Annotated in this window: 28 protein-coding genes and 1 pseudogene; 18 read left to right on the plus strand and 11 right to left on the minus strand. The window is 38.0% G+C overall.

Annotated elements, in window-relative coordinates; all coding sequences use genetic code 11:
- The first annotated feature begins 82 nt into the window (after positions 1–82).
- Genes LGQ02_RS04690 through LGQ02_RS04705 form a run of 4 tightly spaced genes read left to right on the plus strand, consistent with a single transcriptional unit; the run spans position 83 to position 3,542 of the window.
- Positions 83–739: a cell division ATP-binding protein FtsE gene (locus LGQ02_RS04690; RefSeq protein WP_226517070.1), complete on the plus strand. Its 657-nt coding sequence runs from the start codon at positions 83–85 to the stop codon at positions 737–739.
- Positions 726–1,595 carry a cell division protein FtsX gene (locus tag LGQ02_RS04695; RefSeq protein WP_226517071.1) on the plus strand — a complete coding sequence of 290 codons (870 nt, stop codon included), beginning with the start codon at positions 726–728 and terminating at the stop codon, positions 1,593–1,595. Before LGQ02_RS04690 ends, LGQ02_RS04695 begins: the two co-directional genes overlap by 14 nt.
- Positions 1,588–2,550, plus strand: a complete 963-nt coding sequence (locus LGQ02_RS04700; RefSeq protein WP_226517072.1) for a hypothetical protein — start codon at positions 1,588–1,590, stop codon at positions 2,548–2,550. The genes LGQ02_RS04695 and LGQ02_RS04700 overlap by 8 nt, the downstream gene beginning before the upstream one ends.
- Before the next feature lie 14 nt (positions 2,551–2,564).
- On the plus strand, positions 2,565–3,542 hold the full coding sequence (locus tag LGQ02_RS04705) for a hypothetical protein (RefSeq protein WP_226517073.1): 978 nt from the start codon (positions 2,565–2,567) through the stop codon (positions 3,540–3,542).
- 130 nt (positions 3,543–3,672) lie between these two features.
- On the opposite strand, the gene LGQ02_RS04710 is transcribed toward LGQ02_RS04705, so the two are convergent.
- Complete coding sequence (locus tag LGQ02_RS04710) at positions 3,673–5,265, minus strand: putative bifunctional diguanylate cyclase/phosphodiesterase (protein WP_226517074.1); 1,593 nt, start codon at positions 5,263–5,265, stop codon at positions 3,673–3,675.
- A gap of 411 nt (positions 5,266–5,676) precedes the next feature.
- Here LGQ02_RS04710 and treC point away from each other — a divergent pair, with 411 nt between their 5' ends.
- Positions 5,677–7,365, plus strand: coding sequence for an alpha,alpha-phosphotrehalase (gene treC, locus LGQ02_RS04715; protein ID WP_226517075.1), 1,689 nt, complete (start codon positions 5,677–5,679; stop codon positions 7,363–7,365).
- Positions 7,366–7,388: 23 nt separating this feature from the next.
- Positions 7,389–8,105 carry a trehalose operon repressor gene (gene treR / locus LGQ02_RS04720; RefSeq protein ID WP_226517076.1) on the plus strand — a complete coding sequence of 239 codons (717 nt, stop codon included), beginning with the start codon at positions 7,389–7,391 and terminating at the stop codon, positions 8,103–8,105.
- 409 nt (positions 8,106–8,514) lie between these two features.
- Here treR and LGQ02_RS04725 read toward each other — a convergent pair whose 3' ends face one another.
- The 5 genes from LGQ02_RS04725 to LGQ02_RS04745 form a co-directional block, all read right to left on the minus strand.
- Positions 8,515–9,390, minus strand: coding sequence for a hypothetical protein (locus tag LGQ02_RS04725; protein WP_226517077.1), 876 nt, complete (start codon positions 9,388–9,390; stop codon positions 8,515–8,517).
- 90 nt (positions 9,391–9,480) lie between these two features.
- Positions 9,481–9,687, minus strand: coding sequence for a PLDc N-terminal domain-containing protein (locus LGQ02_RS04730; RefSeq protein ID WP_226518222.1), 207 nt, complete (start codon positions 9,685–9,687; stop codon positions 9,481–9,483).
- A 178-nt stretch (positions 9,688–9,865) separates the two neighbouring features.
- The gene (locus tag LGQ02_RS04735) at positions 9,866–10,039 is read right to left on the minus strand and encodes a YfhD family protein (RefSeq protein WP_226517078.1); all 174 of its coding nucleotides are present in this window, start codon (positions 10,037–10,039) and stop codon (positions 9,866–9,868) included.
- A 141-nt stretch (positions 10,040–10,180) separates the two neighbouring features.
- Positions 10,181–10,306, minus strand: a complete 126-nt coding sequence (locus LGQ02_RS04740) for a YfhE family protein (RefSeq protein WP_226517079.1) — start codon at positions 10,304–10,306, stop codon at positions 10,181–10,183.
- A gap of 139 nt (positions 10,307–10,445) precedes the next feature.
- Positions 10,446–11,348, minus strand: coding sequence for a TIGR01777 family oxidoreductase (locus LGQ02_RS04745; RefSeq protein ID WP_226517080.1), 903 nt, complete (start codon positions 11,346–11,348; stop codon positions 10,446–10,448).
- 113 nt (positions 11,349–11,461) lie between these two features.
- On the opposite strand from LGQ02_RS04745, the gene recX reads away from it, so the two are divergent.
- The 3 genes from recX (at position 11,462) to LGQ02_RS04760 (ending at position 14,563) form a co-directional block, all read left to right on the plus strand.
- The gene (gene recX / locus LGQ02_RS04750; RefSeq protein WP_226517081.1) at positions 11,462–12,265 is read left to right on the plus strand and encodes a recombination regulator RecX; all 804 of its coding nucleotides are present in this window, start codon (positions 11,462–11,464) and stop codon (positions 12,263–12,265) included.
- A 180-nt stretch (positions 12,266–12,445) separates the two neighbouring features.
- Positions 12,446–14,107, plus strand: a complete 1,662-nt coding sequence (locus LGQ02_RS04755) for an L-lactate permease (RefSeq protein WP_226517082.1) — start codon at positions 12,446–12,448, stop codon at positions 14,105–14,107.
- A 138-nt stretch (positions 14,108–14,245) separates the two neighbouring features.
- On the plus strand, positions 14,246–14,563 hold the full coding sequence (locus tag LGQ02_RS04760) for a YfhH family protein (protein WP_226517083.1): 318 nt from the start codon (positions 14,246–14,248) through the stop codon (positions 14,561–14,563).
- A gap of 58 nt (positions 14,564–14,621) precedes the next feature.
- On the opposite strand, the gene LGQ02_RS04765 is transcribed toward LGQ02_RS04760, so the two are convergent.
- Complete coding sequence (locus LGQ02_RS04765; RefSeq protein WP_404802382.1) at positions 14,622–14,783, minus strand: YpzG family protein; 162 nt, start codon at positions 14,781–14,783, stop codon at positions 14,622–14,624.
- A gap of 99 nt (positions 14,784–14,882) precedes the next feature.
- On the minus strand, positions 14,883–15,050 hold the full coding sequence (gene sspK / locus LGQ02_RS04770) for a small, acid-soluble spore protein K (protein ID WP_226517084.1): 168 nt from the start codon (positions 15,048–15,050) through the stop codon (positions 14,883–14,885).
- Between the two features lie 187 nt (positions 15,051–15,237).
- Between sspK and LGQ02_RS04775 the strand changes: the two genes are divergently transcribed.
- The gene (locus tag LGQ02_RS04775) at positions 15,238–15,504 is read left to right on the plus strand and encodes a YfhJ family protein (RefSeq protein ID WP_226517085.1); all 267 of its coding nucleotides are present in this window, start codon (positions 15,238–15,240) and stop codon (positions 15,502–15,504) included.
- Between the two features lie 199 nt (positions 15,505–15,703).
- On the opposite strand, the gene LGQ02_RS04780 is transcribed toward LGQ02_RS04775, so the two are convergent.
- A complete protein-coding gene (locus tag LGQ02_RS04780; protein WP_226517086.1) occupies positions 15,704–16,690 on the minus strand; it encodes a metal-dependent hydrolase in 987 nt (328 codons plus the stop codon).
- Between the two features lie 289 nt (positions 16,691–16,979).
- Between LGQ02_RS04780 and LGQ02_RS04785 the strand changes: the two genes are divergently transcribed.
- The 6 genes from LGQ02_RS04785 to LGQ02_RS04810 all read left to right on the plus strand — a co-directional run bounded on the left by LGQ02_RS04785 (position 16,980) and on the right by LGQ02_RS04810 (position 22,278).
- Positions 16,980–17,291 carry a hypothetical protein gene (locus LGQ02_RS04785; RefSeq protein ID WP_226517087.1) on the plus strand — a complete coding sequence of 104 codons (312 nt, stop codon included), beginning with the start codon at positions 16,980–16,982 and terminating at the stop codon, positions 17,289–17,291.
- 35 nt (positions 17,292–17,326) lie between these two features.
- Positions 17,327–18,412 (plus strand): A/G-specific adenine glycosylase, encoded by a 1,086-nt coding sequence (mutY, locus tag LGQ02_RS04790; protein ID WP_226517088.1) that lies wholly within the window; start codon positions 17,327–17,329, stop codon positions 18,410–18,412.
- A gap of 47 nt (positions 18,413–18,459) precedes the next feature.
- Complete coding sequence (locus LGQ02_RS04795) at positions 18,460–19,218, plus strand: SDR family NAD(P)-dependent oxidoreductase (RefSeq protein ID WP_226517089.1); 759 nt, start codon at positions 18,460–18,462, stop codon at positions 19,216–19,218.
- 319 nt (positions 19,219–19,537) lie between these two features.
- Complete coding sequence (gene ggt / locus LGQ02_RS04800; RefSeq protein ID WP_226517090.1) at positions 19,538–21,151, plus strand: gamma-glutamyltransferase; 1,614 nt, start codon at positions 19,538–19,540, stop codon at positions 21,149–21,151.
- Between the two features lie 30 nt (positions 21,152–21,181).
- Entirely contained in the window at positions 21,182–21,748 is a 567-nt protein-coding gene (locus LGQ02_RS04805) for a chromate transporter (protein ID WP_226517091.1), read from the plus strand.
- Complete coding sequence (locus tag LGQ02_RS04810; protein WP_226517092.1) at positions 21,745–22,278, plus strand: chromate transporter; 534 nt, start codon at positions 21,745–21,747, stop codon at positions 22,276–22,278. The genes LGQ02_RS04805 and LGQ02_RS04810 overlap by 4 nt, the downstream gene beginning before the upstream one ends.
- A 43-nt stretch (positions 22,279–22,321) precedes the next feature.
- On the opposite strand, the gene LGQ02_RS04815 is transcribed toward LGQ02_RS04810, so the two are convergent.
- Together LGQ02_RS04815 and LGQ02_RS04820 are read right to left on the minus strand one after the other, a co-directional pair.
- On the minus strand, positions 22,322–23,284 hold the full coding sequence (locus tag LGQ02_RS04815; protein WP_226517093.1) for an NADPH:quinone reductase: 963 nt from the start codon (positions 23,282–23,284) through the stop codon (positions 22,322–22,324).
- 571 nt (positions 23,285–23,855) lie between these two features.
- Positions 23,856–24,077, minus strand: a complete 222-nt coding sequence (locus tag LGQ02_RS04820; RefSeq protein WP_226517094.1) for a cytosolic protein — start codon at positions 24,075–24,077, stop codon at positions 23,856–23,858.
- Positions 24,078–24,239: 162 nt separating this feature from the next.
- Between LGQ02_RS04820 and fabL the strand changes: the two genes are divergently transcribed.
- Together fabL and LGQ02_RS04830 are read left to right on the plus strand one after the other, a co-directional pair.
- Positions 24,240–25,001, plus strand: a complete 762-nt coding sequence (fabL, locus tag LGQ02_RS04825) for an enoyl-[acyl-carrier-protein] reductase FabL (protein ID WP_226517095.1) — start codon at positions 24,240–24,242, stop codon at positions 24,999–25,001.
- A 435-nt stretch (positions 25,002–25,436) separates the two neighbouring features.
- Positions 25,437–25,601 (plus strand): annotated as a pseudogene (locus LGQ02_RS04830) (gamma-type small acid-soluble spore protein); the annotation flags it as partial.
- Between the last annotated feature and the right edge of the window lie 443 nt (positions 25,602–26,044).

A 26,044-nucleotide genomic window follows, 5' to 3' on the forward strand; every position in this document is an offset into this window, starting at 1 on the left:
TAGCATTTTAATCTAAAAAAGAAAGGGGCTCCTAAAGTTAAAGGAAGTCCCTTTTCTTTGCATAAAAGGTTGAGGGGTAAAGATGATTAAAATAAAACAACTTTCTAAACGATATGAAAATGATGAAGTCATTCATAATCTCGATGTTTCAATTGATGAAGGTGAGTTCGTTTTTCTACAAGGGAGCTCCGGCTCTGGAAAAAGTACCTTACTAAAAATTTTGTATCGCGAAATTGAAGATTATGAAGGTGAGGTTTATATTAGTGACCAGATGTTAGCAAGTATTCCAAAGTATAAAAGTCGTAGACTTACTGGAACAATCTTTCAGTCCTATGAACTTCTTGATCGAAAGACTGCGGCTGAAAATATTGCATTAGCTGGTGAAGTTCTCGGAATAAGTGAGAATGAAATTAAACGTAAAACGTTTGAACTACTTGAACTTGTCGGTTTAAAAGGGAAGGAACATCAATTTCCAGATCAATTATCTGGAGGAGAACAACAAAGAGTAGCAATTGCTAGAGCATTGTTAAACAGTCCGAAAGTTTTACTCGCGGACGAGCCAACGGGTAATCTTGATTCTGAAACAGCCGTTCATATTATGAGTTTATTAAAAGAGATTAATGAACGTGAAAATATTACGATGTTTATTGTGACCCATTCAGACCAGTTAGTAGAACAATTCAAATCGAGGACACTCGTCATGGAAAGCGGCAAGGTGAGAGAATATGAACTTAGTTAAATATTATTTGCGTGATGCAAAAGAAGGAATTCAAAGAAATATTGGTGCTTCTTTAGCTGCTATTTTGCTGATCTTTATCTCTTTAACAATTACAGGTAGCTTGTTCTTATTAAAATCTGGTGTCGATGATACAGTTGATTATCTAGATTCATATGCCAAGGTGAAGATCTTCGTGGACCCGGCAGTAGAAACAGAAAGTGTCGCTGAAATATTAGATTCAAAGTCTTCGGTGCAATCTGTTGAAATTGAAACTCGAGAAGAAATGCTCGATCAATTAGAAGGCTTTTTCGATGGCAGGGAACATTTATTTACTGCTTTCCATGAAAGTGATATTCCTGATACGATTTTGCTAGAATTCCCAAGTCAACATGAAGTGACGATTGCTGCTGAAGAATTTCAAAATATGGATGGTATTACGGATGTTGTTTATGCTCAAGAATTTGCTGAAGCGGTTCAATCGTGGTCAGATACAGCGAATCGCTATGGTTTAATTATTATGGGGATCTTTATGCTGACTTCATTTTTAACGGTGAGTATTGCGATTAATCTATCCCTATATCAAAGGCAAAAAGATATTCGAGTTAAGCTTCTTCTAGGTGGAAAAGAGTCTCACGTCCGTGGGCAATTTTTATTTGAAGGAGCAGTACTTGGATTTATCGGAAGTTTATTAGCAAGTTTAGCGGTTTATGTCGTTTATTACATTGCATTTTTCCAGCTGCAATTACAATTTGGATATGTATTTAACTTTAGCTCAACATTTATGAATATCACGTTGTTAGGGGTTATTATTGGTGGAACTTTAATCGGTTTATTAGGTAGTTACCTGTCAACAAGGAAGATGATTAAAAATGCGTAAAGTCATCATTAGTGGCGTTGTACTTTTGTTTATAGGCTTAGCAGTTATAAACCCCAAAACTTCTGCACATGTGGCAGGTGTCTTCCATGACTTTTTGCTAGGTATTGGAGAAGGCACAGAAGAAGAGCTAAAGCGTGAATTGGAAGAGACAAGGCAAGAGATTGAAAGGTTAGAGCCGCAGGTTGAACAGTTAAAGAGTGAATACGACGTGCAAGAGGATGAAGCAGTTGCTCAACTGACGTTTTATCAAAGTATTGGCTTAGACACATATATGAATTTTATCCTTCAATCTGAAGAATTCATTGATGTGTTAGCAAACCAACGTATCGTAGAAAAACATCTTGATGAATTCTTAACAGATTTAAATGATCTTTATTTAATGTATCGTCAATTAGAGGTGATGGAAGCATCGTTAAGAGGTCATGAGGAACTGTTGAAAATCATTTCGGGGAACTTAAAAGGCCGTCAAAAATTCATGGAAGAACATGAACATTTACAAGACCGTCCTGGAATGTTAGCGAGAGCTGTTCATTACCAATGGTCTTTTAGAACGGAGCGATTCGGGACGTTATTAGAAAGGGATCACTTCCTTGTAAAAGACGAACTTGACTCACTTATAAAAAATGTAGGCGCGTATTATGTTATTGAGGAAGAAGACTTTAATGAACGAACTCACGTCGATTATTTGTTTAGGTCAGACCATGTTTACATTCACCATCAGACAGAGGATGCTCACGTTGTCTTAGTTGCGTTATTTATTAATGAAGATGGACAAGTAAAGCTTGATTTAGAAGCAGGATTTATTGATGGAATGGCAATTGGACAAGACATATTAGAAGAACTCTTTACGATTGAATTTGCATTTTCAGAAATAGATGGTGAACCTGAAAGTTTTCACGTTGAGCATTTAAATGGTTCGATTCAAATTCATCCGATCTATCAAAGTGAGGAATAAAACGGGGGATCAATATGAAGAAACGTATTTTTTTATTAACAATTATTTTTACTCTTTTATTTAGTCTTAGAGGATTTGCTCATGTTGAAAATGAAGCGACTATTTATGATGATATTGAGCTCTCGGATGCGAAAGAGGAAATTGTAATTTTAAGAGCATTAAATGTTATCCCATTTGAAAGTGGTGCAAACCTTTATCGTCCGCAAGAAATACTAACGAGAGCAGATTTAGCACATTGGGCGGCTTCATTTAAAGGTCTAGAAGTAGAGGGGCATAGCGATGATCAGAGTCACGACGGTCACGGGCATAGTCATGGTAGTAGTCAATCACCAGAAGAATACCAGCAGCTTGCATTAGAAGAAGGCTTGGTTGAAGATCTCGACGGAAATGCGACATATGAAGATATTGCCCGTGCGTATTTTGGAGATGCTGATGTTGAATTAGATGAGATCGGTGAAGAAGTGACAAGAGAAGACTTTGCAATATTTATGGGAGAGTTTTTCGATGAAGAAGTAAATGGTGGGACTCTTTTTTATGCTGCAGATTTTATTGAAGGTCCAGTAGGTAAAATTGAGGCAGTTGAAGCAGATAGAGTAGGAGAAGCAGAGAGTGCTTATGACCGTTTTCGTATCACTGTAGACGGTAAAGACTATCAAATACACCATCACCCGAAAGTATTTAATGGGGCCGTTGATGCGAGAGCATGGGAAGGACGTTATCTTGTTCAATCTTGGTACAGTGATGAAGAAGAAGGGTTAGAGATCTTATTGATTGATGATGAAATGGCTGCTGATGATATTGTTGACGACGAAAGTGGAGATAACACGGAAGAAGGGGAACTTGAACAGGTTGCTTCTGACATTACAGAAGAGCAACCTTCTGAAGAAAATGTAGACGAAGAAGAAGAGTCCGCTGATTTTCCTATGTTTATCGTTATCATTGGTGCACTGTTAGCGGTTGTTTTAGGCTGGCTTTTCATGAAGAAAAAATAGAAAAATAGTTTTTGAGAGTAAGTGATATGGTAGGGAGAACTTCCCTTCATATCACTTTTTTTCGAGAAATTCTATTATATAAATGCATGCAAGACTTGTCATGACATCACTTTTACTCATAATTTTGTAGTTATAGAGGTAGTGTGTGACTGTCCTTTACAATTTCTTGAATTTTTTCTGCTTCAACCGGTTTACTTAAAAAATACCCTTGCATGCCCCCGCAATCATGTTCTCTTAAAAATGAAATGGTTTCACTGTCCTCTACACCCTCAGCAATAACATGTATTTTTAAGTCTTTTCCTAGTTGTAATAGAGATTTAACGATTGACGTATCAACTTTATTTTTTGGAATCTCTTTAATAAAGGTTCGGTCAATTTTCATATAATCTGTAGGGATGATTTTCAAGTAATTTAATGAAGAATACCCAGTTCCAAAATCATCAAGTGCAACTTTGAAACCAAGTCCTTTAAGTCTTTTTAAGAATTGGATCGATGTCTCTAAATTATACATCACCATCGTTTCTGTCACTTCAAACTCGACATAAACAGGATCTATTCTATACTTTTTCATTAATTCTAATATATCTTCTAAGAAGAATTTTTGAGAAAGTTGTTTTGCAGATAAGTTGATTGCAACACTTAGCTTCATGCCTTCTTGATGCCAAATTTGCAGCTGTTTAAATGACTGTTCAATTACCCAATGTCCAAGCTTTGAAATATACCCCATCTCTTCAGCGATTGGAATAAAATCAGCTGGTGAAATCAGTCCTCGTTCAGGGTGGTGCCACCGTACAAGTGCCTCTACTCCATCTATCCTCTCGTTGTGAAAATCATACCGTGGTTGGTAATAAAGCTTTAATTCATTCCTTTTAATACTATCTTTCAGTTCGTGTTCAAGCCTGAATGAATCGACTTTTAATTTGGATTCTTCTAAGTAAAACTTATAATTATTCCCGCCAGAATCTTTGGCCGTATACATGGCAATATCAGCATGCTTAAAAAGTGCAGTAATATCGTGGGCATCTTCTTGGTAAATAGAAACGCCCATGCTAAATGACACTTCAATCTTTTGGTGATGAATGTCGTATGGCAGACTAATTTCTCGCCTGATCCCATCTAATATAAGGCATAAGTGCTCGATGTTTTGGTATGAGGTGATCACAATCGTAAACTCGTCACCGCCAAGCCGATAAACTTTCACTGGATACGTATGAACAGAAGCGTGAAGGCGCTTTGCTAACTGGTGTAACAGTTCATCACCGAAGTGGTGCCCAAACGTGTCGTTAATCGTTTTGAAACGGTCAATATCTAAAATAATCAGGGCAATGTTAACATCTTCTTTGTTAATTACCTTTTCTAAGTCTTGATTTAATCTATAGCGATTCGGTAAGTTCGTTAAGAAATCATGACTAACAAGGTGGTTTAACTTTTTTTCATTATTTTTCAGTGTTTCAATGTGGCGTTTTTTTTCTTCGACCCATTCATTGTATATCGTTTCGTTTTGGCGAAAATATTTTTGGATGAAAAAATAGAGCACGATTGAAGTGATGAAAATATACAATAAACCCTTTGTTGTTTGAAGAACAACACCTGCTTGAGAATCATCAAACAAACGAAAAACTGCATGATCAGTAAAGGTTATCCATAACGTTCCTAAAATGAAATACACAAGGCAAATTTTAAAAACACTGCGATTTGAGGAAGGATGTTTGCTTTTCTGCATGTTCATTCTCCTATTCATAAATAAAGCGAGTTTGCATGGCGTTCGTTAAAGTGTCATTTATTTCTTACAGTTTATTATAACAAGTTGTATGGAAAGTTTCTAAAATTCAAATTTAATTTTTGGCATGATCCGAAGTGAAAAATGGTTATTCAACGGGTGTAAAAGGAATGATAAAAGAAGAAGTAGTGATGTTACTTTCAATATTGACTAGCTTGTATATACAAGCTATACTTTCTGTGTGAACGGTGCAGAAAATGTGGTTACACATTAAAAATATTCTCGTTCGTGCTTGATTATGAGCGAATGGAACCAAATATCAAGTTGTTTCTGTTGTTTATTAGAGACAATTTTTTATATTTGAAGCTTAATAATGACAAGCTTTTGTATAGTCAATTTTAGGAGGTTACATAAATGAGTTTAAATGAATGGTGGAGACGTTCTGTCGTCTATCAAATTTATCCGAAAAGCTTTAATGATACGATGGGAACGGGTGTAGGTGATTTACAAGGAATTATTGAGAAACTCGATTATTTAAAGGAACTTGGCGTTGATGTGATATGGCTGACTCCTGTCTATAAGTCCCCGCAAAAAGATAATGGATACGATATTAGTGATTACTATAATATCCATGAAGAGTATGGGACGATGGAAGACTTCGATCAACTTCTTGAAGAAGCGCATAAACGAGATCTTAAAATTATTATGGACATCGTGGTGAACCACACGTCAACAGAGCATAAGTGGTTTAAAGAGTCTCAGTCGTCAAAGGATAATCCATATCGAAACTATTACATTTGGAAGGATCCTGTTGACGGGAAAGAACCAACCAACTGGCAGTCAAAGTTCGGAGGCAATGCTTGGGAGTATGATGAGAAAACAGGCCAATATTATTTGCATTTATTTGATGTAACGCAAGCCGATTTAAACTGGGAAAACGAAGAAGTCCGTGAAAACGTTTATGAAATGATGCACTACTGGTTTGAAAAAGGTGTTGATGGCTTCCGTCTTGATGTCATTAACCTTATTTCAAAAGATCAAAGCTTTCCTAATGATGACGGATCTGTTGCTCCTGGAGATGGTCGGAAGTTTTACACAGATGGACCGAGAGTACATGAATTTATGCAAGAAATGAACAAAAAAGTTTTCTCAAAGTATGATGTGATGACAGTTGGGGAAATGAGTTCAACGACGATAGACCATTGCATCAAATATACACGTCCTGATCGAAATGAATTGAGCATGACATTTAACTTTCATCATTTGAAGGTAGACTACCCGAATGGTGAAAAGTGGACAACTGCTCCATTTGATTTTAAAGCGCTAAAACAAATCCTTTCTACATGGCAAGTCGAGATGAATAAAGGTGGTGGTTGGAATGCACTATTTTGGTGTAACCACGACCAGCCAAGAATTGTGAGTCGTTACGGAAATGATGAAGAGTACCATAATGAATCGGCAAAAATGCTTGCAACAACGATTCATATGATGCAAGGTACGCCTTACATTTACCAAGGCGAAGAATTTGGGATGACAAACCCGAAGTTTGAAACAATTGACGCATATCGTGATGTTGAAACCCTTAATATTTATAAAGAAATGAAAGAAAACGGTGTGCCTCAAGAGCGGATTATGGAAATCATTAAAGAAAAATCCCGTGATAATTCGCGTACGCCTGTTCAGTGGAATGATTCTACTAATGGAGGATTCACAGAAGGAACGCCGTGGATTCCTGTGGCGTCTAACTATAAAAAGATTAATGCAGAAGCTGCATTAAAAGATGAACAATCGGTTTTTTATCATTATAAAAAACTCATTCAACTAAGAAAAGAGTTAGACATTTTAACTTACGGAGATTATAACCTCATTCTTGATGATGATGACCGCTTATTTGCTTATGTGAGAGAAATGGAAGGTGAGAAGTTGCTCGTGATTAATCATTTTTATGACGGCGAAGCAACGTTTGAAGCTCCAGAAGGACTAGGAATAAACAACTATCATGTTGAGCTTATTGTTTCAAACTATACCGATTCACCAGAAGACCCTCGGTCAATAACATTACGACCGTATGAGTCATTAGTTTATCATTTGAAAGAAGCATGATAAACTGAATACGGTGATGCCGCATGAAAAATAAGTATATCCAAATCTATCGTGAAATTGCAGATGACATTCGTGAGGGAAAATATGCCCCTCAATCAAAGCTTCCGTCAGAACATGAGTTTATGGACATCTTTAACACTTCCAGGGAAACGATTCGCAAAGCATTGACCTTACTTGCTGAGAATGGTTTTATTCAAAAAGTTCAAGGGAAAGGTTCAATTGTTCTTGATGCTAGGAAGTTTGATTTTCCGATCTCGGGACTCGTTAGCTTTAAAGAGTTAGCAGAACGACTTGGAGATAATCATCAAACACATATTGAAAATCTGGAAACGATCTTTCCTGATGAAAATCTTCAACAGCATTTGCAAGTTGGACCTCAAGAACAAGTGTGGGAAGTTCATCGTGTTCGAGAAATTGATGGTGAGCGAATTATTTTAGATAAAGATTACTTAAACAAACAGTACATTGAATCATTGACGAAGGAAATTTGTGAAAGCTCGATTTATGCTTATATCGAAAAAGAGTTAGGATATACAATAAGTTTTGCGAAAAAGGAAATCGTTGTTGAAGAACCGACAGAAGGTGATCGATCCCTACTCGATTTGGATGGTTTTGCTAATATTGTTGTTGTAAAGAACTACGTTTATTTTGATGATGCGACCCTTTTTCAATATACTGAATCACGCCACCGGCCAGATAAGTTTCGTTTTGTAGACTTTGCAAGACGAACTGGACGGTAACAATGAGCACCTCAGCATAACATATGCTGGGGTGTTTTTAATTTAAGTGCCAGGAACCTGGAAATAAAATACCAGGTTCCTGGCACTTTTTTTATACTTTAAGAATTTTTAACTTTGATAAAGGATTAAAGTAACTGCTCCTGCGGTTACTCGTCGCAGGTCGAAGTAGCTCAGGGTAGTAGGGCTGTGTGCTCCTGCGGTTACTCGTCGCAGGTCGAAGTAGCTCAGGGTAGTAGGGCTGTGTGCTCCTGCGGTTACTCGTCGCAACTCGACGTTTAATCAATGGAGTTATGCTTGTGGCAACTAAGGCTTACTTCCACAGGAGGTGGTGGCTTCGGTGTTGATCACAGGACGTGATCGACTTTAGCCGAAGTTCCTTATTAGGACTTGGCGATAAGCCAAGTTTTGTTTATCCGGTTTTTTTCTTTAGGGAAACGACGATTGAGTGTTTCAGTTTCTTGTCATGTACGGTGTCTTTCAACCATTCCCTTGGAGTAGCACCAGTTTCACTAGTGACACGTTTAAACAACTTTCTTAGCGTTACGCGTAACACTTTTGTGAAATGAACGTGATCAATGTCTTGGGCAGTGCTAAGCAGCTTTTCGATTAATTCTTCATTGTGAACTGATAAATGATCGACCGCTTCTAATATAAAATCTTCAACGATTTTTGATTGATCATATCCTAAATAAAATTTTGTGACATCCTCTAATAATTTAGGGTTACTTTCTATATGGTGAGCTAGTAATGGAACTAAAGAGTCGTATCTGTGGCGTAATAAAAAATGAAAGGCTTTTGAGCTATTAGCTTCTTGAAGGGCTTCTTTGAGTGATGTGAGAATAAGTGATTCTTCACTTTTGCCGTATGCATTTTGGAGTGTCAATAACCTTGATGGCCAGAGGTTCTTAATGTCTTCTAAATGTTCATCTATGAGGTGTTTCATGATGTTTTCGTTTTTCATCTTTGCTTCGCCTTCAGGCTTTAGTGCATCACGAAGGTCATCTTGTGTAACACGGTGCTGTTTTCTTCGGTCAGCAATTTTTTTATAACGAGTTAATACTTTTGCAGAGAGTTCGGTCGTTTTGTTTGATAAATAAAAGGAGTCTGAAAAATGTCCGTCATGGTGGAGAACAGCGAAAATGACAGGAGATTCTTGGTCAAAGAGCAATACGTGAGTTCGCTTTTTGCCAGTATGCTCCTCATATCGAATGACATAGTAACGATTTTCTGCTTCATCCATATACACTTTTTTTCCTAAGTAGCTAGGGGGAAGGTTTTTTTTCATCTTCTCATCAATCCTTTCAAAATTGAATTTTGCTACGTAAAACAAGAAAACCGAGGCACGATCGAAGAAAGGTAAATGATGATCGAAGTGTTACGTATCCTTACGAATAATAAGGTATACAATTAAGCCGATCACGGGGAAAAACAACGTCGCAATGAGTACAATCAAGCTATATTCACTACTATGTCCGAGTCGCCGCGCATCCCGGTAGGCCCATATACTTGTGAAAATATTGATTAGGAATAAACCTAAAGCGAAGAAAATAAAGAGAAGAAAAATTGAATGAAATTCTACCATCATGGTTGACATCCTCTCGTAAGGCTTACTTCCATGATAACTTTCTTTTCGTTATTTGTGTAGGTATACAAGGTAATTTATCTTAAAAGACTTATTAATTTCTGTGAAAATCAGTTTGTTGTCCGTAAAAAAAGAGGAGCCAAAGTGAAAAAACAGACTGGCTTCCTCTTTTTCTTCGTTAGATATGATCAGTATTTACTCGGTTTTGTTGGCGCTGTTCTGCTTCTTTCGCACGCGCTTGTGCTTGACGATCCTCTGCATCAGCTAATTCTTCAGCGTACTCAACTTTTTCGTTTTCAGGAACTTCAGGTAAGTCTCGTTTGCTTCTGTCACGATTCTGATTGTTAGCCATTATACTCATCCTTTCATTGATGTTCATCTTATGAAGTGAGATTAACGAGATCGTTCAAAAAGATGCTGAAAATGCGCAGATATTATTATGTAGCGTTCTTTAAACATCTATACGCTTATCAGCAACTTTTCAAACAGACGCTTAAAGGTTATTCTTTGATTGGGTAAACATGCGATCAGCGGCCTTAAACTCAGATTGGTAGTGAACTTCTTGAGCTCGACTCATTCGGCGACGCTCTTCTTTTGACTTTCTTGCTTTGCTTTTCATGTTTTCACCTCTTTTTCCTCCGTCTGTTTGTAGTATGGACGTTTCATCGATGGATTATGCAATCTTATCCAGTAACGCAATGAATGCAAGTTGCCATAACGAAAAAAATCGCGCTGTGGTATGCACAACGCAATGTTATTTATTGTAATAAATTTTTTAATCCGTTCTGTAGATCTCGGTAAGTGAAAGTAAAGTGATGATCTTCAAGCTTCTTCGGTAGTACTTTTTGTCCTTCTAAAACGAGAGTGCTCATTTCACCTAGTCCAATTTTAAGTATCGAACTAGGGACTGGTGCCCAAAAAGGTCTGTTCAATACTTGTGCTAACGTTTTTCCGAAATCTTTCATACGTTCAGGGTTCGGGGCGGTAATGTTGACAGGACCTTTTATTGTTGGTGTGTTTATACAGTGGATGATCGCACGTGCGACATCATCGATATGGACCCATGACATCCATTGTTGCCCTGTACCTAATTTTCCTCCCAAGCCAAATTTAAAAGGTGGTAGCATCTTTTTTAATGCACCATCTTTACTGTCTAAAACCATTCCGAAGCGAGTATAAACGACTCTTGTAACAGTGTTTGCTTTGGAGGCTTCTTCTTCCCATTTTCTTACGACAGTAGCAAGGAAGTCTTCACCGCTTGTTTCTACATCTTCAGTAAAAGTTTTTTTATCAGAAGTTCCGTAGTATCCGATGGCAGACCCATTGATAAGAACGTTCGGTTTTAATTCAAGTTTTTCTATTAAGTTTACGATTTCTCGCGTTGCATGAATGCGGCTATCTAGGATCTCTTGCTTTTTTTCTTTTGTCCAGCGGCCACTGTTCAAGTTTTCACCAGCAAGATTAACGACAGCATCTATGTCTTTTAAGTGTCGTTCTGGAGCTGCCGACTCATCTAACCACTCCACATATGTGACGTGATCTTTAGAAGGCTTATTTGTCTTGTTTCGCGTTAAAATAAAGACGTTGTGGTTGTCCTTTATTAAATGATCTGTTAATGCTTGACCAATAAGGCCTGATCCTCCTGCAATGACTACATTCATCGGTAATATCCTCCTCAGTTTCATTCTTACGTACATTTTTTCTTTTTTTTCTAAAAAAATCAAACGTTACACTTTGTTTATATATGGTAGGATAGCATGTAGAGGTGAGACAGATGCCACAAGTTTCGAAAATGACGGCGTCAAAACGGAAAAAAGGTCGTTATCATATTTATGTTAATCGAGGTTCTGGTGAGGAATATGCCGTTACCATTTCTGAAGATATTTTTGTGAAACAGCATTTGAAAAAAGGGATGGAATTGTCTGAGGAAGATATCGAGACGCTTCGTAAGGAGGATACACTCGATAAAGCCTTTCAAAGAGCGTTGAATTTCCTTTCTTATAGAATGCGTTCAGAACAAGAAGTGTATCGCTATTTACTTGATCAAGAAGCGACGGAGGAAGAAGCTGCACAAATGATGGATAGGCTTCGCGATTTGAATTTATTAGATGATGAAGCATTTGCTGCTTCGTTTGTGAGGACGAAAAAAAATACTCAGAAAAAAGGTCCGTACGTAATTGAGCAAGAGCTTTATCAAAAAGGGATTTCACAACGTCATGTTGATAACGCGATGTTAGAGTATACCGAAGAAGAGCAATTCGACCATGCCGTTTCTGCAGCCGAGAAAAAACAGAAGAGCTATCGTTCCGATAGTAAACAGCAACGAAAAAAGAAGCTCGTTCAATTTTTAGTGCAACGCGGCTTTTCTCAATCAATGGCACAACGGGCAGTAGAAGAGTGTGAATTAGAAAATGACGTAGATGCCGAATGGGAAGCAATCGTTAAACATGGAGAAAAAGCATTAAAAAAGTACGGAAAATATGAAGGATGGGAACAAGAGCAGCGAATCAAACAATTTTTATATGGTAAAGGCTTCTCAATCGACTTAATCGAAACATGGTTAAAAGAAAGAGAGTAACAAAAAAATCCAGGTGCCTGGCACCTGGATTTTTTTGGAATCCTCAATACTGTATGTTATTGTAGAAAGCGTTTTATAATTTGAAACATAATCTCCATAATTAGTTTGTGAAACGCTGAGCAATACGGTGTATAATTTAATGTATACAAATAGTGTTTTACGTAGAAAGGGTTATGTATTATGACTACATTAGCTGCACTTACTCCAATTATTTCAGTGATGTTATTTCTAGTGATTTTGAAAATGCCGGCAGTTCGTGCGATGACGATTAGTTTAATTGCAACGGCGATACTCGCTTTTGTTTATTGGAAAGTACCTCTTATAATGATTGCAGCATCAACTATTGAAGGAATCATTATCGGAGTGACGATCATTTATATTGTTTTTGGTGCGATCCTCTTATTGAACACACTCAAAATCAGTGGTGCAGTAAATACGATTCGCAACACGTTTATGGGGATAAGTGAAGATCGAAGAATACAGATCATTATTATTGCTTGGTTGTTTGGTGCTTTTATTGAAGGGGCCGCAGGATTTGGTACGCCAGCAGCGATTGTAGGGCCTTTGTTAGTAGCATTAGGCTTTCCAGCGTTAGCTGCAGTAAGTTTAGCGTTAATTGCTAACAGTACTCCCGTTACGTATGCTGCTGTAGGAACACCTTTAGTTATTGGAGTGAATCAAGGAATTCAAGAAGGCGGTGAGACAGCGGCGATTGCACAACCATATTTAGGTGATATGACGACCTATGAATTTATTCATATACTTGCTGCTCAAATCATTCGCATTGATATTTTTATCGGCACATTAATGCCAATTGTTTTAGTGATGATGCTTACTCGCTTTTTTGGAGAAAATCGTTCTTGGAAAGAAGGATTAGGCGTTTGGAAGTTTGGGCTTTTTGCAGGATTGAGTTTTACAGTCCCTGCATTTATTGTTGCACACTTATTAGGCCCAGAATTCCCATCAATATTCGGTGGTTTAATCGGTTTAGCGATTGTAGTTCCAGCTGCCAAAAAAGGGTTTTTAATCCCAAAAGAAAGCTGGGATTTTCCTGATAAAAAAGATTGGCTTGCTTCTTGGACAGGTGAACTTACTCCTGATACTAGTGAAGAGGAGCGAAAAGTTTCCATGGTAAAAGCATGGATACCGTATTTACTTGTTGGTTTGTTATTAGTATTAACGAGGTTAGAGCAATTGCCGTTTCGTGCATGGCTTCAAAATGTCTCGATTGAATTTATCGATATTTTAGGGACAACAATTTCTGCAGACGTTCAACCATTATACTTACCCGGTTTTGTGTTCATTGTCGTTGTATTGATGACCGCATTTATCCATGGCATGACGAAAAAACAAGTAGTGACCTCCTTTTCAAGGTCAGGAAGAGCAATCATAGGTACGGCCATTACTTTGTTTACGGCTCTTCCAATGGTTCGAATCTTTATAAACTCTGGTGTAAATGAAGCGGGACTATTAAGTATGCCGTTAGAATTAGCAAATACTTTTTCAGCAACGGTTGAAGGGGCATGGCCACTAGTTGCTCCTATTATAGGGGTACTAGGAACTTTTATAAGTGGTAGTGCAACATTTAGTAATATGATGTTCTCGATATTCCAATTTAGTGTTGCAGATCAAATAGCAGTAGATCCATCCTTAATTTTAAGCCTTCAAGTGATCGGCTCAAACTCAGGAAACATGATCTGTGTGATGAACGTTGTAGCAGCAGCTTCAGTTGTAGGGATGGTAGGGAAGGAAGGACAAATTATCCGAATAACGATGATTCCAATATTATACTATGCAACCCTCGCAGGGATTCTCGGAATGATCTTCGCATATTTAATATAAAAAAGTGATCACCAATAATATCCAGGTGCCTGGCACCTGGATTTTTATGGTATTTTGTATAGATTAACTCGGAACATAGCTTATATGGTCTCGTTTCTTTATAATAGGAAGTATCATTGCTTATTGGGGGAAATACATATGGAAAAACGTTATAGTCAAATGACGGAAGAAGAACTTAGAGAAGAAATTGCTGACCTTAAAGTAAAGGCTCAAAAAGCAGAGCAAATGGGGATGGTTAACGAGTATGCTGTTCACGAAAGAAAAATGACAATGGCAAAAGCATATATGATGGACCCAAATATTATAGAACAGGGAGCAACCTATGTTATTGAAGGAAGTACAGGAGAGACATTTACTGTGTCTTATTTAAACGGTGTATTTGCATGGGGAACACGTGAACATAGTCATGAAGAAGAAGCTTTACCAATTTCATTACTCGGAGAAAAAAGATCCTAATCACCTAAAAAAAATAAAGAGAGGAGAGGAAAAGCTACCTCTCCTCTCAATTGTGGAGTTATGACCTCTTGCGAGTTTGCACGGCTAAAACTTGGTTATGCAAACTTTGTTCGGTTTCACCATTTACTTGGTGAAAGGCGTGTTTCGGATTAGCGCGTGGAGATTGAAATGGATCGTCATATGCTTTACCTTTTCGAGGGAAGTTATTTTTGGCCATCATTATACCTCCTAAACGAATGGGTTGTTCCGCTTATTTGGTGAATGAAACTTTTATAGTGCCTTACTTTAACTTACTTGCGATCTGATCATCCATCTTGAATTAAGGTTGTTGCCTTTCACCATTACGGTCCTTCGTCGAAGCTTGCATACGCTCTTGCGGATGGTCATTAATTGTGCCATCCGGACGTTTGGACGCATAAGCAGATTTTGCTTGCGCTTCTCCTGATGGTGAAATTCTGTGAGGGAAATCTTTCGCTTTGTTCCTCATAGGTAAAGCCTCCTTCAATTTTCCACTTTAAACGAGAACAAGATGATTTGACTTTATTAAGCCAAACCGTTTAGATAAAGCCCCTTTTCGCTATGAGAGCAAAGGCTTATCTTAATGGGGCATTTATAGTATGTGCAGGATGACTTCCTAAATGATTTGTAATTGTTGACAAGGAGGAGAAAAAATAATGAATGATTACCATGAAAAGTTAACGAATCGTTTGTTAGAAAAAAACGATCAATTATCATATGCAGAAGCAAGAACATGGGTAGAGTTACTATGGGAAGATTTCGAGGCGACTTATGCCAAAGCCGGCAGAAAATATAAAGGGAAAGAAATGACTGAACAAGTGTTGGGCCAATGGATCACAAACTATGGCGACCGGTTGCATGAAGTCTTACTAGAAAAACCGAAATATCGTGAATGGTTCGAAAAGAAAAAGTTTAATCACTAAAATGAAAACGTCACAGAGTTGTGAACAAATCGCAAAAGTGGTGAACAAATCACAAAAGTGATGAACAAATCACAAAAGTGGTGAACAAACCGCAAAAGTGGTGAATAAATCACTCACTACTAAGCAAAATTTTTATTTCTTCTTTAAATAAATAAAAGGCTGTCTCAATAGCAAAATGTGAGCTAATGAGACAGCTTTTTTAACTCGATTCAGGAGCAAATTCTAACTTTCGTTGTAATGCTTCCGTGTTGAAGATCCAGCCAGTGTAAGAGGATAAAATATTCTTATTTTCATCCAACCGTACAATCGCAATAAAAGGATAATATCCTTTGCTACGATAACGCAAGTCAACAAATTTAACAGAATATCCATGCGGTTCTTCTGTTACTTCCCAACGATAAGCTGGCGAAAAAGATAAAAATGAGCTTAAATTATCGTCTTTACGTGCGGCATTAATAATTGGATCATCAGGAATAGGTTCGAATGGATATGTCTCAAAGTAATTAATTTGGTGATGTCGTGATTCTGCAACATACATTTTTTCTCGCGTACGAACAACACAATGCCATAAATTCCAGCGAAATGTTGGAGAAGTGAAAATATGCGTTGCATCAGGGTGCCGACTTTTTAACTCATGATAAACATTACGTTGTGCTCGAATTCTCCACCCGTAATAAATGATATTGATCCCATACAAAGTTAAAAAGGTAACACCAGGCTCTGTACCAAAACGCCAAAACAAAATAGCGATAATATGAGCAATGAAAATAAATGGATCAAAAATATTAATAATACCTAGCGCGATCCACTTCTTTTTAAACGGGGCAAATGCCTTTGTGCCGTATGCATTAAAGATATCTACAAAGACATGAATAAAGACGGCTAGAAACGTCCAAAGCCATAAATGAAACACATTGATATTAGGCATCAACGTCCATAAAAACAACGTAATAAGAGTTGGCCATATAAACCAGGCAGGAACCGAGTGTGTGACTCCTCGGTGGTTTCGAATATAAGTGGCATTGTTTTTTAGCTTCAAAATCGTATCGAAATCAGGGGCCTGTGACCCAACAATTGCTCCGACCATTACAGCTTGAGTCATTGCTGGGCTGCTTGAGACGACAGGATCTAATGTAGCTAGACCGCCAATCGCTATTCCCATAACAACATGAGTTCCTGTGTCCATCTGCTTGCCTCCTTAATGAATCGAAATGCTTTTCTTGTTAAAATGAAATTGATGTTATGAAAAAATCGGTAGGAGAATTTGTGTATTTTTTTGATAAATGATGTTACCGCAAGCCTGCCGAGCTGAAGTAACGTTTCCTTAAATTCCGTGTTGATTTTTTTTGAAAATCAACACTAGCCTTTAACAAAGCCAAATAAAAGACGAGAAACAGCCATTAATAAATCCAGTAGAAAAGAGTTCTATCTTTATTCTTACCCGATTTACTATCATTTCAAAAGGAGAAATTAAAATGAAAAAACCCATTAAAGTTTTCTTAGAGTATAAAATAAAAAATGAGTATAAAAAAGAGTATGAAGCCTTAATACCAAAAATTTTAAAAGAAAACCAAAGTTATGATGCAATAGACGTCGATTGGTTTGAAGCCGTCGATCAAAATAACTTATATGTCGAAATGTTTGAAATACCGACGATGGATCACTACTACGCGGTAAAAAAGGATAGGGAGGATAAAGACCACCCTATTTTCGGAAAGCTAGACGAGTGCATTGATGGAGGATTAAAAAAGCTTCATTGTTGGGCATTTATCCATAAAAACATATAGTTATTACACCTAGAAAAAAGCAAGGGGGAAAGAAAATGCCTGCAACTGAAACTGAAACTTTCCATGCTGAAGGGTTTCAGCGTGATTTAATCGGCTGGTTTGAAGAAAACCAAAGGGATTTACCTTGGCGAGAAGACCAAGATCCATATAAAGTGTGGGTTTCTGAAATTATGCTTCAGCAAACACGGGTTGATACTGTTATCCCATATTTTCAACGATTTATGAGCTTATTTCCGACAGCAAGCGATTTAGCGAAAGCAGAAGAAGAGACGGTGCTTAAAGCATGGGAAGGGCTCGGATACTATTCAAGAGCGAGAAACCTTCATCAAGCTGTAAAGGAAGTAGACGAAAAATATGGAGGTACTGTACCGAATTCAAAAGAAGGTGTACATAGCTTAAAAGGAGTTGGACCTTATACAGCAGGTGCCATTTTAAGTATTGCATACGGGATTCCAGCCCCAGCTGTTGATGGGAATGTGATGCGGGTGTTATCTCGTATTTTTACCGTTTATGATGATATAAGCAAGGCGAAGACGAGAAAAAAATTCGAAGAGATCATTGAAGACATTATTTCGAGAGAGAACCCATCATTTTTTAACCAAGGTTTAATGGAATTAGGAGCACTTATTTGTACACCAACAAAACCAGCTTGTTTAATTTGCCCTGTACAAAAACACTGTAAAGCGAGAGAAGAAGGTGTTCAAGAATTACTTCCAGTCAAGGCAAAAAAGAAACCACCGAAACCTTTGGACATGAAGGCAGTTGTCATTGAAGACGATGATGGTCATGTATTAATTGAACGAAGACCTGATACAGGGTTGTTAGCAAAGCTCTGGCAATTTCCTAATATAGAAGCGGAATCGGAGGATATAACAGACTTAGAAACCTTCATCGACCAACTAGATATTGAAGGGGAAGTGACAGGACCTGTTCAACACGTAAAACACATTTTCTCTCATATCGTTTGGGAAATCGATGTTTTTGTTTTACAGGCCTCAAAAGCACCTGACCAATTTTACGAAGCAGATGCTCCATTGAGATTTGTTCGAAAAGAAGAAGTTGAATGGTATCCCTTCCCTGTTTCTCATCAAAAAATCATAAAACAAAACATAAAAGTTTAAGTTCATACGTTTTCGGCAAACGTTCACATAAAGAAAGGGGAAAATTTATGGATTTACAATTACAAGGAAAAAATGTTCTTATAACCGGTGGATCTAAAGGAATCGGCAAAGCAATTGCTGAAGCATTTTTAGCTGAAGGCGCTAATGTTGGGGTTATTGCAAGAGGAGAGGAAGATTTAAAAAAAGCGAAAGATGAACTATCAGGATTAAAAACATTTCAAGCGGATTTAATGGACAAACAAGCCCGTACAGAAGTGTTCAATCAATTTATAACTGAAGTAGGAAGTATTGATATTTTAGTCAATAATGTTGGCGGCAGCAATGGTGGAAAGACGATGGAGACATCATTCGATCAGTTTGCAGAAGCGTTGCAGCTTAATTTTTTATCGGCTGTTCACTTTAGTCAGTTAGCAGTCCCATTTATGAAAAAGGAAAAGTCAGGTTCGATCATTAATGTCTCCTCTATCTTTGGACGTGAAGCAGGTGGGAAACCGACTTATAATAGTGCAAAATCAGCAATGATCAGCTTTACGAAGTCCTTAGCCGACGAAGTGATCAAGGATGGCATCCGTGTTAATGGTGTTGCACCGGGTTCGATATTGCACCCTTCAGGTAATTGGCAAAAAAGGTTAGATGAAAATCCAGAAAAGATCAATAAATTCGTAGAAGAACAAATTCCAGCGGGGCGTTTTGGAACGGTCGAAGAAGTTGCAAATGTCGTTTTATTCCTAGCTTCGGAAAAAGCAAGTTGGGTTGTTGGTGCAACATTAAATGTTGACGGCGGCCAGTCTCGATCAAATTTTTAGCCGGAAAAAATCATCATAGGAGCTTTCGTTACAGCGATGATGTTTGGTGTTTTTGAAAAAAAAGTCGAGCGCACAAAGCGATTGGGGGGGATTTCCCCTTAATCGCTTTTTTATTTTCGAAGATTCGGATTGGAAAGAAGTGGGGTTCGGTACAAACGAATGTAAGTTTAATTTGTCAATTTCCTTAACAAATCATTGATTATTGATGGTGATGTGTTACAATGTGTAATAGCGAAATATTCTAAAAATTATTTAGGGTAATAATCGTTTCGAAACTCGAAGTATGTTAATATAGTAAAAAACATAAGGGGGAGTATAAATGGTTACATACGATAGTTTACATTATCCATATCCGTCACAACGAAATGTGACATATGGAAAAAACGGTATGGTTGCGACATCTCAACCGTTAGCAGCTCAAGCAGGTTTAGACATTTTGAAACAAGGTGGTAATGCGATCGATGCAGCAATTGCTACTGCAGCGTGTTTAACTGTTGTCGAACCGACGTCAAATGGAATTGGTGGAGACGCTTTTGCATTAGTTTGGGTTAAAGGAGAACTCCACGGTCTGAATGCAAGTGGTCAAGCGCCACAATCAATCTCAATTGAAAAGTTAAAAGAACAAGGTGTCGAAGAAATCCCGAAATTTGGTTGGACACCTGTTACTGTGCCTGGAGCACCTGGTGCATGGGCGGAACTTTCTGAACGATTCGGTAAATTACCATTATCAGAAGTGTTAAAGCCTGCTGTCCAATATGCGCGAGAAGGATACCCATTAAGCCCAACACTCTCTTATTTCTGGGAACGTGCGACGAAAGCCTTTAAAGAAGTTTTAAAAGGCGAAGAGTTTGAAAGCTGGTTTGATACATTTGCTCCAAATGGCGTTGCTCCTAAAGTAGGAGAAGTATGGCGTTCAGAAGGGCACGCTTCTACGTTAGAATCTATTGGTGAAACGAACGCACGTTCATTTTATGAAGGTGAACTAGCGGAAAAAATCGACGCATATTCAAAAAAATATGGTGGCTATTTAACGAAAGAAGATTTAGCTGCTTATAAGCCTGAGTGGGTCAAACCAATCAGTGTGAATTATAAAGGGTACGATGTATGGGAGATCCCTCCAAACGGCCAAGGGCTCGTTGCTCTTATGGCATTGAATATGTTAAAAGATGAGACGTTCTCAACGCGTGATGATGAAGACACGCTCCATAAGCAAATTGAAGCAATGAAACTAGCCTTCACTGATGGTGAAAAGTATATTACAGAAGAAAAAGAAATGAGCGTTCCAGTTGATTCATTATTAAGTGATGCTTATGCAAAAGAGCGCCGCGCTTTAATTGGTGAAGAAGCGATTCAACCAGAAGCAGGAGAACCATCAAAAGGCGGTACGGTATATTTAGCGACTGCTGATAGAGAAGGAAATATGGTATCATTTATCCAAAGTAACTATATGGGCTTCGGCTCTGGATTAGTTGTTCCAGGTACGGGAATCGCTCTTCAAAACCGTGGTCATAACTTTAGTCTTGACCCATCCCATGATAACGCATTAGCACCAGGTAAACGTACGTATCATACAATTATTCCTGGGTTTTTAACTAAAGGGAATGAAGCTGTTGGACCATTTGGCGTAATGGGAGGCTTCATGCAGCCACAAGGTCATATGCAAGTCGTCATGAACACGATTGATTTCGGATTAAACCCTCAAGCAGCATTAGATGCACCAAGATGGCAATGGATGAAAGATAAAACGGTGTTAGTTGAACAAACTGTACCAAATCATCTTGCTCAGCAATTGTCTGCAAAAGGTCATAACATCCAAGTAACCCATCAATCAGGAAGCTTCGGTAGAGGACAAATTATTTGGCGAGATCCAGAAACCGGAGTTTTAGCTGGGGGAACGGAATCCAGAACAGATGGTTCCGTTGCAGCATATTAAAATGATTTTATTATAAAGGAGCGGCACGAAATGAATCATGCAGGATTATTTATGGCTTTTCTACGTGTCGGATTATTAGGGTATGGGGGCGGTCCAGCCTCCATACCCCTTATTCATAAAGAAGTCGTAGATAAATACAAATGGATGACCAGTGATGAATTTTCGGACGTTTTAGCGATCGGAAACACGTTACCTGGTCCAATTGCAACAAAAATGGCAGGATATATTGGTTATCGAGTAGCTGGAATCGGGGGAATGGTAAACGCGATTATTGCAACGGTAGTTCCGACTGTTATATTCATGATCGCTCTTCTTGTATCATTAGCCTCTTTTAGAGAATATGCCTGGGTTCAAGGGATGACAAATGGCGTGTTACCAATCGTTGCAGTGATGTTAGGAGTATTAACATGGAGTTTTGTAAAACGATCAAAAGATGATTTTGGTTGGGGAAAAGTGATGATCCTTATTTTACTTTCCGTACTGTTAATCCAGCTAGCAGGGTTACATCCAGCAATTGTTATTGCAGGACTGATTATTTTTGTTTTCTTGAAAAAACAAAAACAACCTTCTAAAGTAAAGGAAGGTGAGAAAGAATGACGTATTGGGAAATATTTTTAGCGTTTTTCATTCCTGGAATCGTTGGTTATGGTGGCGGACCGGCGACAATTCCATTAATTGAGTATGAAGTTGTCCACCGCTATGGCTGGATGAGTGTAGAAGAGTTTGGGGAAGTGTTGGCTTTAGGAAATGCACTACCAGGTCCAATTGCAACAAAAATGGCAGGGTATATTGGCTTTGTTGAAGGTGGAGTTCTTGGTGCGTTTGTTGGATTATTTGCAACGATTGCCCCATCACTTATATTAATGATTGTCCTATTAAGTATTTTATACAAATTTAAAGATTCCCCAAAGGTAAAATTATTATCAAGTATCGTTCGCCCAACGATTGCTGTTTTATTAGGTGTGATGACTTTACGCTTCGTTGAGACTTCGTACATTGATAATGGTGTGGTTCAAACTGGGTTACTCATTGTTGTAAGTTATTATTTATTAGAGAAGTTAAAAGTTCATCCAGCTTTTGTTATACTAGGTTCCTTAATTTACGGAGCAATTTTTCTTGCACCATAAAGAAAGCAGGTGGTTTTATGAAACCACCTGCTTATTTAGATTTTTATGGAGTTAAAACAATACTTCCATTCACTTGCTGATTTTCAATCGCTTCGTGAGCTTTCTCAGCTTCATCAAATGAGAATGTGGCTCCAACATGAGCAAAGATTGATTTTTGTTCAAACAGCCTGCTTATTTCTTCACCTGCTCTACGCAACACTTCAGTTGGTGCAGTAAATAATAAAACGCCCATTAAGGAAGCGTGTTTTTGATTAAGTTTTCTCCAAGGTAATTTCGGTGTATTGTCTTTCGGAGAACCAATTGTAACGATCTTACCACCAAGTTTGATCATATCTAAATCTTTTTCGATATTTTCACTTAAGGACATTTCTAAAATTAAATCGACACCTTGGTCATCTGTTACCTCATTTACTTTTTCAACGATATCTGTTTCTTTGTATAAAAGGACCTCATTTGCACCAGCTTTTTTACAAATTGAAGCTTTTTCTTCATTACTCGCTGTTGCAATAATCGTTAAACCAGCTTTTTTTGCAAGCTGAATTGCAGCTTGGCCAACAGCACCGGCTCCACCGTAAATGAGCACCGTTTCACCAGGGCGGACATTTGCGCGATAATGTAATGAAAGGTGTGCTGTCATAAATGGCATGGCAAGAGCTGCCCCTTCAACATCTGTTACACGTTTAGGTAATGGGAATACTTTTGATTCATCACATGTAACGTATTCAGCACATGTCCCAGTTACATTCGTAGCCCATACGCGGTCTCCTTTTTTCACGTATGTAACATTTGCTCCAACTTCTTCAACTGTTCCACCTAAATCAAAATGAGGAATGAATGGAAATGAACTGACAGGACGGATCCCTTTTCTAAAATACGTATCGACTGGATTTAGGCCACTTCCACCAATTTTGATGAGTACTTCTCCAGCTTTTGGTTCAGGTTTCTCAATATTTTTTGTATGAAGAACTTCTGGTGATCCATATTTTTCATAAACAACAGCTTTCATTTTCTCACACTCCCTTTTTTAGATTAATTTGTAACTGAATCAATTTCATAACTCAAAATATGATGCGAAATTCCGAATGATGAGTGTGAACTCCACTTGAGACGGACGCTTTCCCGAGGGCTTGTCTTCAGCTAACTTAGGCTCAACAACTCTTCGCCTAAGTGGATCTTCAGACTACGCTTATCCTCCGGGAGTCGCCGTCTTTTGTTACGTTCACTTCCAGATAAAACGTACATTTAATGATATATTTATAATATCATTCGTTTCACTGCGCAAAAAACTTAATTATGAAATTGATTCAACTAGCAGATTGATTATCTTTTTTGTATTTTCTCATAATTCTTTTATAAAAAAAAGAAAAGCCTTCTAATAGTTGGTTCCGTATTCGAGATGAATTTAAGTGTTACTTTTTCCTCTTTAAAAAGGGTGCTAAATAATACGTTATATATTATTGAAATACTCCCTTCAAAAATAAAGGAGGTAATTCATGTACGAATTACCTCCAAAAATTTATTGTGATAGTCGGTTTTCTCCCTTTAAAAGGAATGACATACCCTCTTAAACAAGGCTTTTAATCGTAATGAACACGACTTCCACTTGTCCATTCAGCTTCGTGATGCAATCCTCCACGGTTCATAATTTCCTTTATAATCTCTTTATGAATCGTGACCCCCTCAGTATTTAAATATGGGGCGATTTGTTGTAAATTTTTATGAAAAAAAGCTAGCTCTTTATCTGTCCAATCATTTTTCCCCATCATGGAAAGTTCAGTCATATCCCTTCCTACATACATGTTTTGTCCTCCCTAAATATGGCATCATGTTAAAATAGATGCTATGGTTCTTCACCAGTACTTATAGTTTATCTAGAGAATCATTACGATATTCGATATAATCGGTAGTAAAAATGAACAAAATTTGAAATTCAGGAAGTTCAAGAAAGCGAGGATGTACATATGTCAGGTGAAAACAACGGTAAGGTAGCTCTCGTTACTGGGAGTAGTCGCGGAATTGGTAAAGAAATTGCTTTACGTTTAGCGAAAAAAGGTTATAACATCGTCATTAACTATGCACGAAGTAAATCAAAAGCAGAAGAGACGGCAGAAGAAATTCGTCAATTAGGCAGAGAAGTTTTGACTGTTAAAGCGAATATCGGTAAGGTCGATAAAATTGAAGAGATGTTTGAAACGATTGATGAACATTTCGGAAGGCTTGATGTACTAGTAAATAATGCGGCATCAGGTGTCCTACGCCCGGTGACTGAGTTAGAAGAAAGTCATTGGGATTGGACAATGAATATTAACAGTAAAGCAATGTTATTTTGTTCACAAATGGCCGCACAGCGCATGGAAAAACAAGGTGGCGGAGCAATCGTTAGCTTAAGTTCACTAGGAGCACAACGATATTTAAAAAACTATACAACAGTCGGTGTATCAAAAGCAGCAGTTGAAGCACTCACTAGGTACTTAGGAGTCGAATTGGCCCCATTAGGTATTCGTGTAAATGCAGTATCTGGAGGAGCTGTTGACACAGACGCCTTAACACATTTTCCAAATCGAGAACAACTCTTAGAAGATGCGAAAAGCCGAACGCCAGTGGGAAGAATTGTCGAACCGAATGATTTAGCTGATACTGCTATGTTTTTATTATCAGATGATGCAAAAATGATTTGTGGCCAGACGATCATCGTTGACGGTGGAATTTCATTATTAACGTAATATTGATGAACGAGGATGATTCATAAGTGATTAGCTCACTCTTGAACCATCCTCGTTATTTTTTTTATTGAGTGGAAGTCGCAAGTAAATGGAGAAACTTGCAAGTAAATTTGGGAAATCACAAGTAACTGGAGGAAGTCGCAAGTAAGAATCATTATATAAATAAGATCTCATGAAGAAATTGAGAAGTTTGATGAACAAATCAGAGAAGTGATGAACAAATCAGAGAAGTGATGAACAAAGCGAAAGCCCATGCTCTAAGCTAAAAACTAATGAAAAACTCCCACGACTTCTCATAACTTCCCCTATCATTAACGGTAAAATTTTCATAAGATCAAGGGTAAATTTTTTCGGATAAAATGCCGGCTAGCGGACATCATAATTGTTGTGGAGGTGATACTCATGGCTAAAAAACAACAACAACAGCAACCACAAGCTTCTCAAACTAATGCTCAAAAAGTACGTCAGCAAAACCAACAGTCTGCTCAAGGACAAAACTACGAGTTCGCGAGCGAAACTGATGCACAGCAAGTACGCCAGCAGAACCAACAATCTGCTCAGCGTAAACAGCAAGCTTCTTCTAAAGGACAACAGCAGTAATCAAACTGCTCATATAGCGTGCCATTAACGCTACAGAAAAGGGGCTAACCTAATAAGGTAACCATTCTTTAGTACACAACGATTGACTTGTCATTTCGACGTGTATTTGATAGAACAGGTACCTTAGGTTAGCCTCCTTTTTATTATTTTGACGCTGTTAAAGTTCAGTGTTGATAAAAAGTGTTATTTAACAATTGTTTTCTTTGTGAGAAGCGAAGGTGGCGACTCCAGCGGGAAAAGCACGAGCTGAAGATCCACTTAGGAAAGAAAAGATCATTTCTTTCCTAAGTTAGCTGAAGCCGTGCCCGCGGCAAAGAAGACACCGCGATAGCAAGTGGAACGAAGCTTGAGCGGATGTCGCACTTGTGCCTAGAGGTGAAAGCGTCCACCGAGAGCGGAGCACAAGGCATTCGCTTCTCCGAAATCACATCAAACTGCGACGA

The sequence above is a fragment of the Bacillus shivajii genome (assembly GCF_020519665.1).
Classification (GTDB): Bacteria; Bacillota; Bacilli; order Bacillales; family Salisediminibacteriaceae; genus Bacillus_CA; species Bacillus_CA shivajii.